Source organism: Micromonospora inaquosa (genome assembly GCF_003857055.1).
GTDB classification, from domain to species: Bacteria; Actinomycetota; Actinomycetes; order Mycobacteriales; family Micromonosporaceae; genus Micromonospora; species Micromonospora inaquosa.
Window position 1 is genome coordinate 79,720 of the sequence record NZ_QGSZ01000217.1, and the last position, 16,730, is coordinate 96,449.

The window sequence follows — 16,730 nt, forward strand, 5'->3', positions numbered from 1 at the left end:
CCTCGTCGGGTGCGGTCAGGGGGCGTCGCGTGGGGTGTAGAACAGTTGTGCACGTGCCACCGCCCGGGCGATCCGCGCGGGGGACGCGGCCGGGATCATGGGCGCGGCGTGAGCAGCAGTTGTCCGAGTTCCTGGGTGCATCGGGTGAGCGCGACGTAGAGGCCGTTCCAGCCGCGCGGTTCAGTGGCGATGCCCTGAGGGTCGACGAGGAGGGTCGCGTCCCATTCCAACCCCTTGGCCTGGCTTGCGGTGAGCACTGGCACATCACTCAGCACGGCCAGGAGTTCGGCGACGCGGTCCGCGGGGGCGATGACGCCGACAGTGCCGCCGTGCCACCGTTTCTGCAACTGCCGCACTGCGTCGACGGCGGCACTGGCAAGCTCGGCGGGTGTGATCGTGAGCTCCCAGGGGACGATGCCGGAGGAGCGGACCGCTCGTGGCGGGGCGTTGTGGCTGCCAGCCCTCTTCAAGACCGGCGCGGTCAGGTCCATGACCTCGCGCGGGGTCCGATAGCAGATGGTGAGTTCCGCGGCGGTCCAGCGGTCCCCGAAAGCGGCCTGCACCGCTTGCGCCCAACTGGTGTGCCGGTGTGCTGCCTCGGCCTGGTCGATGTCGCCGACGGCGGTGATGGAGCGGCTGGGGCAACGCCGCAGAACCATCTGCCACTGCATCTCGGACAGTTCCTGCGCCTCGTCGACGACGACGTGGCCGTACACCCAGCCGCGCTGCCGGCGGGCACGGTCGGCGACGAACTCGCCCTGTGGTTGCGGGGCGTCGACCTCGCCCAGCAGCTCGGCGAGGGCGTCGAGCAGAGCGATGTCGCTTGATGCCCAGGCAGCCGGCTCGGCCGAGACGGCGGTGATCTCCTCGGGAGACAGCTGTGGGGCGAACCGGGTCAGCAGGGCGGGGTCGGTCAGGAGATCACCCAGCAGGGTCTCGGCGTCGAGGGTGGGCCACCATGCTTCGACGAACCGGGCGATGGTGGCGTTCTCGGCGATGCGGGAACGCAGGTGCTGGACCTCCTCCTCGGAGAGCAATCCGTCGATCTCGCTGCCGGTGGACGTCCCGGTGGCGTGGTGCTCGTGCGCCATGCTCCGGTCGACGCCGGCGAGAATGTCCTCGAAGCCCTCCTCCATCTCGTCCATCAGCGCCTCGCGCTGCTCGGCGACGACATCGGCGAGGAGCAGGTGCAACTGCTCGGCGAACGCCGCGCGGGCCCGGTGGTACGGGCGTCCCTGTATCGCCGAGGCGAGCGCGTGCGCCACCGTTGCGGCTGGGATGACGTAGAACTCGCCATCCCAGCGCAGCTTCAGCTCGCGTGGCCGGGGGAGTAGCGACGCGACGTAGCTTTCGAGCGTGGCCTGCCAGAGCGCACGGCCCTTGATTTCGGCGAGAGGGCGGCTCTCGTCGCGGCCCACCTGGACGCCGCTCAGCAGGGTGTCACAGGTCGCCGAGACGACGGCGGTCTCACCGAGCGCGGGCAGCACCTGGGCGATGTACTGAAGGAACCGCGGCGAGGGGCCCAGGACCAGGACCGCCTGGTCGGCCATCTTCCGGTACGTGAACAGGAGGTACGCGACGCGGTGCAGAGCAACCACGGTCTTGCCCGTGCCGGGACCGCCCTGAACGATCAGCGGGCCGGTCGCCTCGGCGCGGATGATGTCGTCCTGTTCGCGTTGCAGAGTGGAGATCGCCGTCGACATGCGACCGGTGCGGCGCTGGTCGAGGGCGGCAAGGAGCGCGCCCTCACCGACGAGTTCCGCCGTCATGGTCCCGTCCAGTGGCTCGTCGTCCACGCCGACGACGGTCGATCCCCTGGTGCGAATATGCCGACGCCGTGCCTGACCCTGCGGGTCGCCAGCCGTCGCGGTGTAGAACGGCCGAGCCGCGGGAGCGCGCCAGTCCACCAGCAGTGGCTCACCGCCGTCGCCCTCGTCGCGGAGACCGACCCGGCCCACGTGCCGCACGGTGCCATCACGGCTGTCGAGGCGGCCGAAGACCAGCCCTTCCTCTGCTCGCCGTAGCTCGTCGTACTGCTGGCGGAGCATGCGCTGCCGGGCCTGTTCCATCGCGTCCAGAGCCGCTGCCGAAAGCTCGACCTCCAGGTGGCTGGTCAACCTGTCCCGTCGGGCGGTGGCCACGTCCAGAAACGCCTGTTCCTCGGCGACCGCGGATCGGCGCGCGACGCCTTCCGCGACAGGGGCCGGCAGTTGGTCCTCCGGTGTCACGTCGCTGACGCCAGCAGTGCTGTTGGTCAGAGCAGACTCCCGGCGCATCAGCAAATCCTTGTATCGAAGTAACCCGTGGACCGGATGAGCCGCGGCGTGTTCGGCGGCAAGCATAGAGTCGGTTTCCCTCACCGCCCAGGGAATCCGCCGGCGGAGATCGGAATCTCAATGCCTTGCAGTTCCGGGGTTGCTTGTGGCCTTGAGCTGGCTTCCGGCGACCTCGCGGCGGTGGTCATCGGGCACAGGAATCGGACCGGAGCCAGGCACCAAGCCAGCGCTGGTTCCCGTCAGCTCAACGTGAAGGTCACGTCGTCGACGTCGAAGGCGGTGGCGCCGTTGCCGGCCGTCTCGCTGGCGAGGAAGCTGGCCGTCGCGGTGCGTTCGGTGGTGGCGGTTCCGCTCGACATGGCGTACTGCCGCCACTGCGCACCGCCGTCGAAGGCCAGCGAGAACCTCGTCTTCGGGGGTATTCCGGTGGCCGCCAGTCCGACGTTCAGATAGTCACCGCGGCTGATCTCCGTGGTGATGGTGCGCACCCAGAAGCGGACCGTCAGGTCGCAGTTGGCCGGCACGGTGACTGTGGTGCGCAGCAGGTCGGCACGCGTCACGTCGAGTCCGGCGAAGGTGGCGTACGCGCGCCCGGTGTGTGCGGGCCGGGTCGCGTTGCCGAAGACGACGATGCGGGGGCCGGCGGTCCAGCCCGTGGTGCCGCGCTCGAACCCCGGATTCGGGTGGATCTGTCCGCCGCAGGGCGGGTCGGCCGCGGGCTGGCCGTGGGAGGCGCTGCCCGTGGTCAGGAGCAGCAGGGCCGCAGCCAGGGTGGTGGTGACGAAGGCTTTCATCAGTTCTCCCAGCGTTAATACATTCGAGATGGTCGATGCGCATCGACCATGCGCGATGGGCGTGGGTGCGTCAAGCTCTTCCCGACGTGGGCTCCGCATCGGCGGTGGCTGCCTGGAGCGGGTCGGCGCTACCGGCGGCGGCGGGCGTCCGCCTCGCTGTCGAGCAGGTCGTTGAGGGTCAGCGCCGAGTTGATCAGGGAGAGGTGGCTGAACGCCTGGGGATAGTTGCCGATCTGCTCCCCGGTCGCGGCGATCTCCTCGGCGTAGAGGCCGAGGTGGTTGCTGAAGGTGAACATCTTCTCGAAGGTGAGCCGGGCGTCGTCGAGGCGGCCGGCGCGGGCCAGTGCCTCGACATACCAGAAGGTGCACATGTTGAAGGTGCCCTCGTGGCCGGGGAGGCCGTCGGGGGAGTGGACCGGGTCGTACCGGTGGACCAGGCTGTCGGAGACCAGCTCTCGCTCGATCGCCTGCAGGGTGGACTGCCACAGTGGGTCGCTCGGCGTGACGAAACCGACCGCCGGCATGGCGAGCAGTGCCGCGTCCAGCACGGCCTCGTCGTACGCCTGCACGAAGGTGCCGCGATCCCGGTTGTATCCGCGGGCCATGACCTGGTCGTAGATCCGGTTGCGCTGCTCGGTCCAGCAGGCCATGTCGCCAGGGCGGCCGGTGCGGGTGGCCAGCCGGATGGCCCGGTCCAGCGCCACCCAGGACATCACCCGGCCGAAGGTGTAGTTGCGGGGGTGATGGCGGCTCTCCCAGATGCCGGCGTCGGGCTGGTCCCAGTTGTGGCAGAGCCAGTCGACGAGCCGGACGGTGCTCTTCCACACCTGGTGCGAGACGCGGATGCCCTGCTCATCGGCGAGGTGCATGGCGTAGAGCGCCTCGCCGTGGATGTCGAGCTGGAGTTGGTCGGCCGCGCCGTTGCCGATGCGCACCGGCCGCGATCCGCGGTAGCCCTCCAGATGGTCCAGCACCTCCTCGTGCAGGTCGGAGGAGCCGTCCACCCGGTACATGATCTTGAGGGGGTCCTGGTGGTCGCCGGCCTCGCGGATCCGTTCGTCCAGCCAGTTCATGTACCGGCTGACCTCCTCGGTGAAGCCGAGGCCGAGCAGCGCGTGCACGGAGAAGGACGTGTCACGTACCCAGGTGTAGCGGTAGTCCCAGTTACGGGTTCCGCCGACCAGTTCGGGCAGTGCGGCGGTGGGCGCGGCGATCATCGCGCCGGTCGGCGCGTACGTCATGAGTTTCAGCGTGATGGCGGAGCGCTCGACCATCTCCCGCCAGCGGCCGGTGTAGCGGGAGCGTTCGAGCCAGCGCCGCCAGTAGTCCTGGGTCCACTCGAACATGCCCTGGATCTCTTCCGGTGGGAAGATGCGTGGCTCGGTACCGCCCGTCTCCAGGACCACCCCGCCGGTGTCACCTTCGTTCAGCGTGCCGTACGCGACCAGGTCGCCGCCCTCAAGGTGGATGTCACCCTGCTCGGAGATCAACCGCCGCACGGGGTCGACCGGGTTGAACGTCAGCGTCGCCGACCGGCTGCGGAAGACGTAGCCGCTGTGATGGCGTTCCAACTGATGCTCGTCGCGGGCGTAGTTGAACCGTGGCCGGCACTCCACCCGGAAGCGCATGCTGCCTCGGACCATGGTGATGAGGCGGACCAGGCGGTGCGCGTCGGTGACCCGCTCGCCCGTGACCGGCATGAAGTCCATCACCTCGGCCACACCGTCGGCGCTGATGAACCGGGTGATCAGGATGGGTGTGCCGGGGAGGTAGAGCTGCTTGGTCACGTACCGCACGTCGTGCGGCGCGATCTGGAAGTAGCCGCCCTTCTCCTTGTCCAGCAGCGCGGCGAAGATGCTCGGCGAGTCGAATCGCGGCGCGCAGAACCAGTCGACGGTCCCGTCACACGTCACCAGCGCGGCGGTCTGCAGATCGCCGATGAGCCCGTGATCCTCGATCGCCGGATAGCTGTCCACGTCTCTCCCCGGTTCGGCTGCGTCCTGCGCATCGAACCTAGGGGGAGAATTTGTCGACTTAGGTGAGATTCACGTTCTGCCACCCTGTCGCGTGCCCGGCCCCTACGGGGTCAGCGGAGCGGGCGGCAGGAAGAGCGGATCACCAGTTCGGTGGGGAGCCGGATGTGGGTGTCGCGTTCGACGCCGGCGATGAGGTCGACGAGCAGACGCAACGCCTCCGCGCCCATCCGCTGCAGCGGCTGCATGATGGTCGTCAGCGGCGGGTTGACCAGCGCGGACTCCGGTACGTTGTCGAAGCCGATCACCGACAGGTCGTTGGGCACGCACAGGCCCATGTCGCGGGCCACGGTCATCGTGGAGATCGCCGAGAGGTCGTTACCCGCGAAGATCGCGCTCGGCCGGTCGATGAGGGAGAGAAGCTCCGCGGCGGTGCCGGCGGCGCTCTCGATCCGGAACCCGCCGACGCGGACGAGCCGCTCGTCCACCGGCACGCCGGCCTCGGCCATCGCACTGCGAAAGCCGGCCTCGCGCAGTTGCGCCGACTTCAGGTCGGAGCGTCCGCTGATGTGCCCGATCCGGGTGTGGCCGAGGGAGAGCAGGTAGTTGGTCGCCAGCACAGCGCCGGCGAAGTTGTCCGAGTCGACGGTGGGTAGGTCGGACGGCCCGGTGTGCGGGTCGACGGCCACGACGTGAAAGCTGTTTTCGGTCTCGACCACGGTCGGCGTGACGATCACGGCGCCGTCGATGAGGGTGCCGGAGAGGCGGGCGAGCGAGCGCCGCTCCCACCCCACGGCGGCGCCCTCGCCGTCTCCGCTGGAGTAGGCCAGCAGTTGGTATCCGCTGCCCGCGACCTCCTGGGACGCCCCCTTGAGCAACTCGGTCGAGAACGGCTCGAACTCGGCTACCAGGATGCCGAGCACGTTGGTGCGGTGGCTGCGCAGGCTCTGCGCCCCCAGGCTCGCCTCGTAGCCGAGCTCGTGGATGACCTGCTGGACGCGCTCCGCCGTTGCCCGGGCAACGCCGTATCGGCCATTGACGACCTTCGATACGGTCGCGACCGAGACGCCGGCAGTGCGTGCGACATCGGACATCTTGACGCGCTGCTGAAACACCACGTCGATGATGATAGGGCCGTCGCCCGGGGGTGTGTCGGACCGACTCGAAAACGTTATCGATACCGATTGACACCAAGTTACATGGCTGTAAAACTTCGCCGCAAAGCCGAGTACCGCGACTGACTAGTCGAGGAGACATCGATGGCAACGAAGCAGCGTAGAAGTGCCGTCCTGGCACTGTTGATGACAGGTGTTCTCGTGGTCGCCGGCTGTAGCGGCGGCGACGAAGAGGCAGCCCCTCAGGGCGAGCTGTACAAGGACCCGGTGACCCTGACCTGGTGGCACAACGCCCCGCAGGACGGGCCCGGCAAGACCTACTGGGAGAAGGTCGCCAAGGACTTCTCCGCACTCCACCCCACGGTCAAGATCGAGATTGAGGCGATCGAGACCAATCAGCTCCAGCGCACCAGGATCCCCGCCGCGCTGCTGAGCAATGACCCGCCGGACATCTTCATGACCTGGGGCGGCGGCGAGATGACCGAGCAGGTGGAGGCCGACTACCTCAAGGATGTCACCGACCAGGTCAAGACCGAGGTCGCCAGCATCGGCAGCGCCGCGGAGATCTGGCAGGTGAAGGGCAAGCAGTACGGCCTGCCGTACCGGATGGGCGTCGAGGGCCTCTGGTACAACAAGGACATGTTCGCCCAGGTGGGCATCGCCGCGCCGCCGACCACCTTCGAGGAGCTCAACGCCGCGGTCGCCAAGCTCAAGGCGATCAACGTCGTTCCGATCGCGGTGGGCGCCGGTGACAAGTGGCCGGCCGCGCACTGGTGGTACAACATGGCGCTGCGCGCCTGCTCGGTCGACACCCTCAAGAAGGCGTCCACGGACAAGGTCTTCGACGACCCGTGCTTCGTGAAGGCCGGCCAGGACCTGAAGGCGTTCATCGACACCAAGCCGTTCCAGGACAACTTCATCGCCACGCCGGGCCAGAACGACCCGACCAGCGCCAACGGCATGCTCGCCAACGGCAAGGCCGCGATGGAGCTCATGGGCGACTGGAACCGCGGCACGCTGGACACCGTCGCCACGGACAAGGCCAAGCTCGCTTCGTTCCTCGGCTGGTTCCCGGTGCCGGCGATCACCGGTTCCCCGGGTGACCCGAAGGCGGCCCTCGGTGGTGGCGACGGGTTCTCCTGTTCCAAGAACGCCCCGGCCGAGTGCGTCGAGTTCCTCAAGTACCTCTTGAGCCCCGAGGTGCAGCAGGGCTACGCCGAAACCGGCACCGGTCTGCCGGTGGTCAAGGGTACGGACGCCGCCGTGAAGGACCCCGCGCTGAAGTCCATCCTGGAGTCCACCTCCAGCGCGAGCTACGTCCAGCTCTGGCTGGACACGGCTTACGGCAGCACCGTCGGCACCGCGATGAACGACGCGGTCGTCGCGATCTTCGCCGGCAACGGGACGCCTGAGAAGGTCGTCTCGGCGATGAAGGCGGCCGCAAGCAAGTGACATCCGCCAACCAGATCCGTATGCCCGCCGGCGGCGCTTCCGCGTCGCCGGCGGGCCCCCACAAGGCTGGGCGCGCGTCCGCCCGTCGAGCCGACAACCGCCGCAAGTGGTACGAGATCATCGGGCTCACCACGCCGGCCGTCCTCATCTACGTGATGTTCGTGCTGGTGCCGATGGGCTTCGCGGTCTACTACAGCCTGTTCCGGTGGCGCGGTGTCGGGCCCCCCACCGAGTTCGTCGGCCTGAGGAACTACACCCTCGCCTTCCAGGACCCGATCTTCCTCGACGCGTTGCGCAACAACGCCATCATCGTGTTTGGGTCGCTGCTGATCCAGGGCCCGATCGCCCTGGGCGTCGCCCTGCTGCTCAACCGTCGCTTCCGTGGGCGCGCCGTGTTCCGCCTGCTGGTGTTCGTGCCGTACGTGCTCGCCGAGGTCACCGTCGGCATCATGTGGAAGCTGCTTCTGACCGGCGGCGGCACGGTCGACGCGTTGCTGCGGTCACTGGGACTGGGCAGTCTGGTGCAGGCCTGGCTCGCGGACCTGGACCTGGTCATCTGGACCCTGCTGGCCGTCCTCACCTGGAAGTACGTCGGCTTCGCCATCATCCTTCTCCTCGCCGGGCTGTCCAACGTGCCCGACGAGCTGACCGAGGCGGCGGCCATCGACGGCGCGAGCTGGTGGCAGATCCAACGACACGTCACGATCCCGCTGCTCGGCCCGACGATCCGGATCTGGATGTTCCTGTCCATGATCGGCTCACTACAGATCTTCGACATGATCTGGGTGACCTCGGTGCCCGCGGTGCGGTCCCTCGGCGCGTCGGCCACCATGGCGACCTACATGGTGGACAACGGGTTCTTCGCCCGGCTCTGGGGCTACGGCAACGCCGTGGCGGTAATCCTGTTCGTCATCTCCTTCGTGGCGGCGCTGCTGTTCCAGCGGTTCCTGCTTCGTCGTGACATCGATGGCGCCATCACCGGAAGGGCGAAGTGACGATGGCCGTGAACACCGTTGTGCCCCCGTCCACCGGGCGCCGTCAGGTCTCCTGGGGGACGCCGCTCACCTACGCGATCGCGCTCGCGGTCGCGGCCGTGTCGATCGCCCCGGTCGTCTACGTGGTGATCGGCGGTTTCCGCACCACCCCGCAGATCGTCGCGGACCCGGCCGGCCTGCCCAACCCGCTCGTCTGGGACAACTACGCCAGGGTGCTGACCCAGAGCAACTTCTGGCAGCAAGCCTTCAACAGCGCGGTCATCGCCCTGGGCACCACGCTCGCCGTCGTCGTGCTCGGGTTGGCCGCCGCGTTCGTGCTCGCCCGCTACAGCTTCCGCGGGCGGGAGGGGCTCTACACCTTCTTCACGCTCGGCCTGCTGTTCCCGGCCGGGGCGGCGATCCTGCCGCTCTACCTCATGCTGCGTGACCTGAATCTGATCAACTCCTACTACGCGGTGATCCTCCCGCAGGTCGCCTTCTCACTGCCGCTGACGATCGTGATTTTGCGGCCCTTCCTCTCGGCGATCCCGAGAGAGTTGGAGGACGCCGCCGCCATCGACGGCGCGAGTCGGCTCGGTTTCCTCTGGCGCGTCGCGATGCCGCTGTCGCGTCCCGCACTCGTCACCGTTGGCGTCCTGGCGTTCGTGGCCAGCTGGAACTCGTTCCTGCTGCCGCTGCTCGTCCTCAGCGACGTCAGCCTGCACACCCTGCCGCTGGGCGTGCAGAACTTCTCCAGCCAATACACCACCGACACGGCGGGCGTACTCGCCTTCACGTCGCTGGCGATGCTGCCGGCACTGCTCTTCTTCACGCTCGCGGAGAAGCAGATCGTCGGGGGCCTGCAAGGTGCGGTCAAGGGCTGAGCGGCAGCGGCACGAGCACAACCACGGAAAGGCACAGCATGACTGAGGTCCACGAGGTGGTGGACGGACCGGTGCCGACTCAGGCCGGTCCGAACCACAGCCGACAGGCCGGGCACGACGCCGGGGAACGCCTACGCGATCTCCTCGGCCGGATGACGATCGAGGAAAAGATCGCCCAGCTCGTCGGCTTCTGGCAGAAGGAGGACGGCGAGGCGGTCGCACCGTTGCAGGGGGAGTTCGGCGACGTCTTCAAGCTCGAGGACTTTTCCCGGCACGGGCTCGGTCACCTCACCCGCGCCTACGGCACCCGCCCAGTGGACCCGGCGGATCGCGCGTCCTGGCTGTGGAAGTTCCAGCGGGACCTGGTCAACGGGACCCGGCTCGGCATCCCGGCGATCGTCCACGAGGAATGCCTCACCGGGCTGTCGGCGTGGAAGGCCGCCACCTTCCCCACCCCGCTGGCCTGGGGTGCCGCGTTCGACCCCGAACTGGTCACCGAGATGGCCGCGGCGATCGGCGCCTCGATGCGGAGCCTCGGCATCCACCAGGGGCTGTCCCCGGTGCTCGACGTGATCCGTGACCCCCGCTGGGGTCGGGTGGACGAGTGCATCGCCGAAGACCCGTACCTGGTCGGCACCATCGGCACCTCGTACGTGCGGGGCCTGCAGTCGCAGGGGGTGCACGCCACCCTCAAGCACTTCGCCGGCTACTCCGCCTCGCGCGCCGGGCGCAACTTCGGCCCGGTGCACGCCGGCCGCCGGGAACTGGCCGACGTGCTGCTCCTCCCGTTCGAGATGGCGATCATCGACGGCGACGCCCGCAGCGTCATGCACTCGTACACCGAGATCGATGGAGTGCCCGTCGCCGCCGACCCGACGATGCTGACCGGCATCCTGCGGGACCAGTGGGGCTTCGACGGCACGGTGGTGGCTGACTACTACGGGGTCGCTTTCCTCAACCTGCTGCACCACGTGGCGAGCGATCACGCGGAGGCGGCCAGGCAGGCGTTGACGGCCGGTCTCGACGTCGAGCTACCGACCGGCGACGCCTATCTGACCCTGCCGGAGTCGGTACGGGCGGGCAAGCTCGACGAGGCGCTCATCGACCGCGCGGTACTGCGGGTGCTGCGCCAGAAGCAGGAGCTGGGCCTGCTCGACGCGACCTTCAGCGACGAGCCGCCCCAGACGATCGACCTCGACTCGCCGGAGCACCGGTCGATCGCCCGCCGGCTCGCCGAGGAATCGATCGTGCTGGTCGCCAACCAGGGCGCGCTGCCGCTGCCAGCGGGTCGGCGGGTGGCCCTCATCGGCCCGAACGCCGACCGGCAGGGCGCGCTCTTCGGGTGCTACTCATTCCTCAACCACGTCCTCGTCCAGTATTCCGGTGTGGAGACCGGCATCGAGGTGCCGACCGTGCTCGACGCCGTGCGGGTCGAGTTCGGCGACGACCTCGTCACCTGGGCACACGGCTGTGACGTGGACACCGACGACCGATCCGGCTTCGACGAGGCTGTCGCCGCGGCGTCCGCCGCGGATGTCGCCGTCCTGGTCGTCGGCGACAACGCCGGCCTCTTCGGACGCGGCACGGTCGGCGAGGGTTGCGACCGGGACGATCTGGAGCTGCCGGGCGTCCAACGCGAACTCGTCGAGGCGGTGCTCGCAACCGGCACGCCGGTCGTCCTCGTGCTGCTCACCGGACGGCCGTACACGGTCGGCTGGGCGCTTACGCGCTGCGCGGCGGTGGTGCAGACGTTCTTCCCGGGCGAGGAGGGCGCCGGGGCGATCGCGGGGGTGCTCTCCGGGCGGGTCAACCCGTCGGGCCGGCTGCCGGTCAGCCTGCCCGGGCCGGCCGGTGCGCAGCCCTACTCCTACCTGCACCCCACCCTCGGTACGGGCAGCGAGGTGACCAACCTGCCGGCGACGCCGGTGGCGCCGTTCGGTCACGGCCTGTCCTACACGACATTCGCGCACAGCGACCTCACCGTGTCCAGCACGGTGCCCACCGACGGGGCGATCGAGGTGAGCGTGCGGGTGACGAACACCGGCGCGGTCGCCTGCGACGACGTGGTCCAACTCTACGGTCGCGACCCGGTCGCCTCGGTGACCCGGCCGTTGGCGCAACTGCTCGGCTACCAGCGGGTCCACCTGGAACCAGGTCAGTCCGTCACTGTCGAGCTGACCGTCCCCACCACCCGCCTGGCCTTCTCCGACCGCACGTACACCCGCGTCGTGGAGCCCGGCGAGGTCGAACTCTGGGTCGGCACCAGCGCGCAGCGGGACACCCAGGCGGTGACCACGCTGGTCGGTGACACCGTCCCGGTCACCAACTCCTCCCCACGCTGGACCGTCACCAACGTCCGCTGAGAGCCGGTCCGCCGTCAGTCCACGGGTACCTGTCGGCGGACCGGCCCCACCCGCATGGGTCGAGGGCCGCGGTGTCCGGCTTTCAACGCGGGGCTGATGCGGCCGCGTCACCGAGACCAGCAGCGCGGTCCGCGTCGATTGTTCGCTGGCTCCGCCGAGATACCTATTCGTGCGCCCGATCGTGGTGCGGCCCGAGCTGGCCGATCTCGTACCCGTCGGGGTAGCTCCTGGCCCGGATCCCGTCGGCGAACAACGCCGTCGCCCGCGGTGCGCCGAACCACCGCTGCAACAGTGAGCGCGTCTTCAAGGCCAGGTGCAACCCCGCCCGGACCGGCCAGGCCGGCGTGTCGACCCGTGTCGCGCGCCGTAGCGGTGCGTCATACAGGGCACTGACCAGTGCGTTTCCCAGCGGCGCGAGCATCCGGGGGAGCCGGGTGAGCATCAGCATGCGGGTGGCCCGTTCGATGGCGGCCGCGTCGTCGTTGGGTTGCAGGTGCGCCGCGTCGTGGGCGTCGAACCAGGTCTCGAACTCGTCGTACGACCCGGGGATGTCGGTGATGCCCATGCGTCGGCCGAGTTCCCGGTAGAACAGGTACGTGGCGTGCCGTTCGTGGCAGCAGGGCCGGCGCCAGCCGTACTCCTGCAACCAGCGGATGGGAATCACGACCAGGCAGCCGAGGACGTAGCGGAAGTCGTCGTTGCTGATGTCGTACGGGCGGTGGATCTGGTTGACGCGCCGCAACGCGTCGCGGCCCCGAGGCTGGTCGAAGCCGTTGAGAATCATCTCGTACATCAGCAGGCCGGTGTCGTCGATCCGCTTCTGGGTGCGTTCGGTCAGCTCGCCCGTAGCGGTGTGCACCGTGGCGATGGCGGGGATGGAGAAGGACCGGTTGAAGGCGAGGTTGAGCCCCAGCTTCATGTCCCACGGGAACTCGTGGCGCAGCATGGTCTGGTAGATGTCCAGGTAGTCGCGCTGCGGATCGAGAGCACGGGTGCGGGTCAGGTTGTCGTAGCGGCCTCTCATCGGCGGGCGTCTCCAGCGGGTGGGTTCGTCCAGGTGGCGGTGGTCAGCCGGGCGCCGAGCAACCGCCGGGCCCGGGTGACCTGACGCGCCTTCGCGTTGACCAGCACTGGCTGCTCCGCGGCGCTGAGGATGGGGAGATCCGACAGCGAGTCGCTGTAGGCCATCCGCCACGGTGGTGTCACCCCGTGGGCGGCGAGCTGGGCCATCTTGGCTGCCCCGTGGTTGTGCACGATCAGCTTCGGCCCGTGAATGCGCGACGCCACGAGCTCGACCCCGGCGAGGCCGATCCCGTCGAGCACCGCGCGCGCCAGGGTGTGCTCGCACGCGGTCACCACGATGACCCGGTCGCCTGCGGCGAGGTGGGTGCGGATCATGCGCAGACCGGGCCCGATGACCCGCCCCGGCTCTGCGCCGAGGTCCGTGCCGAAGCGTTCGAGCGCTGCTTGCAACTCGTCGGCGTTTCGGCCCCACAAGCCGATCCGGCTCATCCACCGCGCCGCCCACGGACGCCAGGCGGGAATGGCGGCGATGGGCGCGAGGAGAACGAGCAGGACGACGGCGAGCGGCAGCCGGGCACCGGTGAAAGCGGTGCGTCGCAGGAACAGCCCGAATGCGTCCCCGCGCAGCAGGACGCCGTCAAAGTCGAAGATCACGGTGCCGTCGGCTGATGCTCCCATCGCACTATCGACCCCGGTGCCACGGGCGGTTCACCATCAGCCGAGTGTACGGGGAGCCGAAAGTGCCGGTCGGAGTCGGCGGCGTGGTTCGGCGCCCCGGACATCGACGGTGAATCCGCCCGTGGTGCTCAGTACGGATAACCGGGAATGTTGAGCCGCACGCTGTAGAGCCCGGAGTCGCCCCACGGACCCGAGGTGACGAAGAGGGTCTGCCGGTCGGGGCCGCCGAACGCCACGTTGGTCGTGCCCGAGTTTCCGGACCGGATCGTGCCGAGCTCGGTGCCCGCGGGGGAGTAGACGTGGACCAACGAGTCCCTGCCCGACGTCCAGTACACGTTGCCGGCGCAGTCGATCGTGCCGCCGTCCGGACCGCCGATGTAGTTCACGAAGACGCTGCGGGCGCCGATGCTGCCGTCGGGCTGGACCGCGTACTTGTAGATCTTGTTCTCGGAGTAGGCGCCGACGTACAGCGCGGTTCCGTCCGGTGAGAGCGAGATGCCGTTGGGTTGGCGCAACCGGTCGTCCACCAGCGACACCTGACCGGCGGATACGCGGAAGACGCTGGTACGCCCGTTCATCTGGTCGGAGCGGTTGCCGCGCTGGAAGTTGGGGTCGGTGAAGTAGACGACGCCGTCCGAGCGGACCGCGACGTCGTTCGGCGAATTGAACGCCCGGCCCTGGTAGTTGGCCGCGACGGTGCTGCGGGCCCGGTCGCTGAGTCGGTACGCGGACACGCTGCGCTGGTCATGGGTGGCCGCGACGAGCTGCTGGGCGTCGGCGCTGAGCGCCAGGCCGTTGCTGCCGGCGTCGGCGATGAACGTGTCGAAGGTCGCCGGAGGGGTGAACCGACGGATCGTCGACGGCTGGACGTTGTACGGTCCGGTGCCGGCGGCCATGTCGGACATCAGCAGGTAGCCGCCGTCGGCGACCCAGACCGGCCCTTCGAGGAAGGAGAACCCGCCCTGGATTCGCGGGGCCCACACGGTGCTGGCCGGCAGCGGTGGGCCGTAACTGGCCTCCGCCGGGCAGACCCCGGGCGGTGCGCCGGGCGGAGCGGCGAGCGCGGCGTGAGCGCTGACCTGCACGGGGTCGGCGGCAGCACCGGCGGGAAAGGTGGTGGCGCTGACCGCTAGGCACAGGCCGGCCAGCGTGGCAATGGTGGGACGCCAGGTCATCGACTACTCCAATCGTCGTCGAGGGTTGCGATGGCCGGCGTGCAAGGTCGGGGGCTGGCACGGCGTGAGGGCGGGCCGTCGACGTGAGTATTCGGGAGCCTAGGTCATGAACTAGCCGACCGCAGCGGTTTTTCGCCGTTTATTCCGACACGAACACAGCGCGATCGACAAAGAAGCTGGTCAATGCGAAATGGTGCCGACAAATACTTCCGGGGCGGCACCTGCCGCGTCGACCTCGTGGTCCGACCTCCGACCGTACCTCGACGAGGGACGCAACCTGATGACCGTCCGGTCCCGTCGAGCTTGCGGAGGAGGGAGCCTCGATGGTGGATGCCGAAGGTGAGTTCGTGGAGTACGTCTCCGCGCGACTACCGAACCTGCATCGGACCGCGTTCCTGATGTGCGGCGACGCCCATCTGGCCGACGACGTGGTGCAGCAGACGATCACGGCGCTTTACGTGAACTGGCGTCGGGTGAGCCGGGCCGACAACGTCGACGCGTACGTGCATCGGATGCTGGTGCACAAGCTCGTCGACGAGAAGCGGTTGAGCTGGGCGAAGGTGCGGCTGCTGGGGTCGGTGCCGGTGCCGGAGCGCTCGCCGGTGACACCGCATGACGACCTGGCCGAGCGGGACACCCTGCTCGCCGCGCTCGCTCGCCTTCCACGCGGCCAGCGCACCGTGCTGGTCCTGCGGTTCCTGTGCGACCTCTCGCTGGCCGACACGGCCGCCGCGATGGGCTGCTCCGAAGGCAACGTGAAAGCGCAGACGTCCCGGGCGCTGGCGGCCGTTCGCCAGGTGCTCGACGTCACCGAGATGGCAGTGAGGAGTCCGAGATGACCACGGCGGACGATCAGGAAATCGCGGCGCTGCTGCGGTCGGTGCCGGTTCCCGAGCCGCGGGTCGACGTGCGTCGGGCGGTCCGTGACGGCCGGCGACGCCGCCAGCATCGCCGCGTCGGAGGAATCGCCGCGCTGACAGTGCTCGCCGGGGTCGGTGTGGTGGGTGCCGTGCAGGTCGGCGGGACCGCCAGCCCGCCCGCTGCGACCACACCGGCGCTCGCGGTGTCACCGGGCGAAACCCGCTCGGCCGCTCCGCGCCCGGCGGTCACCTGCCAGGCGTCGTGGTTGTCGCAGCCGATCGGCGGCCCGGTCGCGGTGGCCAGCGGAGTAGACCGCTCCGGGCGGCACATCATCGGCGACATCGGGACCGGGCACGAGGACGGGCGGGTCGTGCTGTGGACCGACGGGCGGCCTGTCGTCCTGCCGAAGACCGCGCGGCACGCGGGGGCGGTCAACGCCAGTGGCCATGTGGTCGGCACCAACGGCGACGGCACCGGCTGGGTGTACCGGGACGGGAAACTGCGGTTCCTGGCCACCCCGCCCGGCTACGACGCGGTGCTCGTGCACGCGGTCAACACCCGCGGCGACATCGTCGGGACGGCCCGCAGATCCGACGACTCGCACCAGGCCGTGCTGTGGTCGACGGAGCACCCACAGAAGTATCGGCTGATCGGCCAGCGGGGGTCGTCCGCGACCGGGATCACCGAGGACGGCACGATCGTCGGCGCGATGGGCGATCGGCCCTACCGGTGGACGCCGCAGGGCGTCGGAGCGGCGCTGGCGGTGCCCGACGGCTACCCGCGTGCGTCGGTCGAATCGGCGCAGGGTGAATGGGCGATCGGCATGGTTCCCGGCGACAGGCAGGGCGGCGCCGTGCAGATGCTGCCGGTGCGGTGGAACCTCTCCACCGGCGCGGTGAGCCTGTTGCCGTACCCGGGGGTGAGCGACGTCGCCGGCAACGGTGATGTGCTGGTCGGCGACGGTGCGCCGCTGGTCGTCGCCCCGGACGGCACCTCCCGCCGGCTGCCGGGCCGACCCGAGGTCCGGGCCACCGAACCGGGCACGTACATGGCAGAGAGGATCAGCGACGATGGTCTGACGGTGGTCGGGGCCGTCTACGAGAACGAGGCGTATCGGCCACTGGTGTGGCGGTGCGCGCGCTGACGGGTTGAGCGGAGACGA

13 protein-coding genes are annotated in these 16,730 nt (G+C 69.2%); 6 read left to right on the forward strand and 7 right to left on the reverse strand.

Translation table 11 applies throughout. The features are described 5' to 3' along the window. Positions 1-95: 95 nt before the first annotated feature. The 4 genes from DLJ59_RS17055 to DLJ59_RS17070 form a co-directional block, all read right to left on the reverse strand. Positions 96-2,276 carry a HelD family protein gene (locus DLJ59_RS17055; RefSeq protein ID WP_124773625.1) on the reverse strand — a complete coding sequence of 727 codons (2,181 nt, stop codon included), beginning with the start codon at positions 2,274-2,276 and terminating at the stop codon, positions 96-98. 239 nt (positions 2,277-2,515) lie between these two features. Next, on the reverse strand, positions 2,516-3,070 hold the full coding sequence (locus DLJ59_RS17060) for a hypothetical protein (RefSeq protein ID WP_124773626.1): 555 nt from the start codon (positions 3,068-3,070) through the stop codon (positions 2,516-2,518). A 128-nt stretch (positions 3,071-3,198) separates the two neighbouring features. After that, positions 3,199-5,046: a glycoside hydrolase family 15 protein gene (locus DLJ59_RS17065; RefSeq protein WP_124773627.1), complete on the reverse strand. Its 1,848-nt coding sequence runs from the start codon at positions 5,044-5,046 to the stop codon at positions 3,199-3,201. Positions 5,047-5,156: 110 nt separating this feature from the next. Continuing rightward, complete coding sequence (locus tag DLJ59_RS17070) at positions 5,157-6,161, reverse strand: LacI family DNA-binding transcriptional regulator (protein ID WP_124773628.1); 1,005 nt, start codon at positions 6,159-6,161, stop codon at positions 5,157-5,159. A gap of 141 nt (positions 6,162-6,302) precedes the next feature. Between DLJ59_RS17070 and DLJ59_RS17075 the strand changes: the two genes are divergently transcribed. From DLJ59_RS17075 to DLJ59_RS17090, 4 genes are read left to right on the forward strand one after another with little or no spacing between them, the layout of a single operon-like run. Further along, positions 6,303-7,610, forward strand: coding sequence for an ABC transporter substrate-binding protein (locus DLJ59_RS17075; protein ID WP_124773629.1), 1,308 nt, complete (start codon positions 6,303-6,305; stop codon positions 7,608-7,610). Continuing rightward, positions 7,607-8,605 carry a carbohydrate ABC transporter permease gene (locus DLJ59_RS17080; RefSeq protein WP_124773630.1) on the forward strand — a complete coding sequence of 333 codons (999 nt, stop codon included), beginning with the start codon at positions 7,607-7,609 and terminating at the stop codon, positions 8,603-8,605. Before DLJ59_RS17075 ends, DLJ59_RS17080 begins: the two co-directional genes overlap by 4 nt. After that, complete coding sequence (locus tag DLJ59_RS17085; protein ID WP_124773631.1) at positions 8,602-9,468, forward strand: carbohydrate ABC transporter permease; 867 nt, start codon at positions 8,602-8,604, stop codon at positions 9,466-9,468. Before DLJ59_RS17080 ends, DLJ59_RS17085 begins: the two co-directional genes overlap by 4 nt. Positions 9,469-9,506: 38 nt before the next feature. Continuing rightward, complete coding sequence (locus tag DLJ59_RS17090; RefSeq protein WP_124773632.1) at positions 9,507-11,831, forward strand: beta-xylosidase/alpha-l-arabinosidase; 2,325 nt, start codon at positions 9,507-9,509, stop codon at positions 11,829-11,831. A gap of 163 nt (positions 11,832-11,994) precedes the next feature. Here DLJ59_RS17090 and DLJ59_RS17095 read toward each other — a convergent pair whose 3' ends face one another. The 3 genes from DLJ59_RS17095 to DLJ59_RS17105 form a co-directional block, all read right to left on the reverse strand. After that, positions 11,995-12,855 carry an oxygenase MpaB family protein gene (locus DLJ59_RS17095; RefSeq protein ID WP_124773633.1) on the reverse strand — a complete coding sequence of 287 codons (861 nt, stop codon included), beginning with the start codon at positions 12,853-12,855 and terminating at the stop codon, positions 11,995-11,997. Further along, positions 12,852-13,532 carry a haloacid dehalogenase-like hydrolase gene (locus DLJ59_RS17100; RefSeq protein WP_124773634.1) on the reverse strand — a complete coding sequence of 227 codons (681 nt, stop codon included), beginning with the start codon at positions 13,530-13,532 and terminating at the stop codon, positions 12,852-12,854. The genes DLJ59_RS17095 and DLJ59_RS17100 overlap by 4 nt, the downstream gene beginning before the upstream one ends. Before the next feature lie 128 nt (positions 13,533-13,660). Beyond that, on the reverse strand, positions 13,661-14,707 hold the full coding sequence (locus tag DLJ59_RS17105; RefSeq protein WP_124773635.1) for an SMP-30/gluconolactonase/LRE family protein: 1,047 nt from the start codon (positions 14,705-14,707) through the stop codon (positions 13,661-13,663). Positions 14,708-15,030: 323 nt separating this feature from the next. Between DLJ59_RS17105 and DLJ59_RS17110 the strand changes: the two genes are divergently transcribed. Together DLJ59_RS17110 and DLJ59_RS17115 are read left to right on the forward strand one after the other, a co-directional pair. After that, positions 15,031-15,546 (forward strand): SigE family RNA polymerase sigma factor, encoded by a 516-nt coding sequence (locus DLJ59_RS17110; RefSeq protein WP_124773636.1) that lies wholly within the window; start codon positions 15,031-15,033, stop codon positions 15,544-15,546. Further along, entirely contained in the window at positions 15,543-16,712 is a 1,170-nt protein-coding gene (locus tag DLJ59_RS17115) for a hypothetical protein (RefSeq protein WP_124773637.1), read from the forward strand. Before DLJ59_RS17110 ends, DLJ59_RS17115 begins: the two co-directional genes overlap by 4 nt. Positions 16,713-16,730 lie beyond the last annotated feature (18 nt).

Bases quoted from the DNA above. Each gene is read 5' to 3' on its own strand.
- DLJ59_RS17055 (WP_124773625.1), bottom strand. From the start codon at position 2,276: ATGCGCCGGGAGTCTGCTCTGACCAACAGCACTGCTGGCGTCAGCGAC.
- DLJ59_RS17060 (WP_124773626.1), bottom strand. From the start codon at position 3,070: ATGAAAGCCTTCGTCACCACCACCCTGGCTGCGGCCCTGCTGCTCCTG.
- DLJ59_RS17075 (WP_124773629.1), top strand. From the start codon at position 6,303: ATGGCAACGAAGCAGCGTAGAAGTGCCGTCCTGGCACTGTTGATGACA.
- DLJ59_RS17090 (WP_124773632.1), top strand. From the start codon at position 9,507: ATGACTGAGGTCCACGAGGTGGTGGACGGACCGGTGCCGACTCAGGCC.
- DLJ59_RS17095 (WP_124773633.1), bottom strand. From the start codon at position 12,855: ATGAGAGGCCGCTACGACAACCTGACCCGCACCCGTGCTCTCGATCCG.
- DLJ59_RS17100 (WP_124773634.1), bottom strand. From the start codon at position 13,532: ATGGGAGCATCAGCCGACGGCACCGTGATCTTCGACTTTGACGGCGTC.
- DLJ59_RS17105 (WP_124773635.1), bottom strand. From the start codon at position 14,707: ATGACCTGGCGTCCCACCATTGCCACGCTGGCCGGCCTGTGCCTAGCG.
- DLJ59_RS17110 (WP_124773636.1), top strand. From the start codon at position 15,031: ATGGTGGATGCCGAAGGTGAGTTCGTGGAGTACGTCTCCGCGCGACTA.
- DLJ59_RS17115 (WP_124773637.1), top strand. From the start codon at position 15,543: ATGACCACGGCGGACGATCAGGAAATCGCGGCGCTGCTGCGGTCGGTG.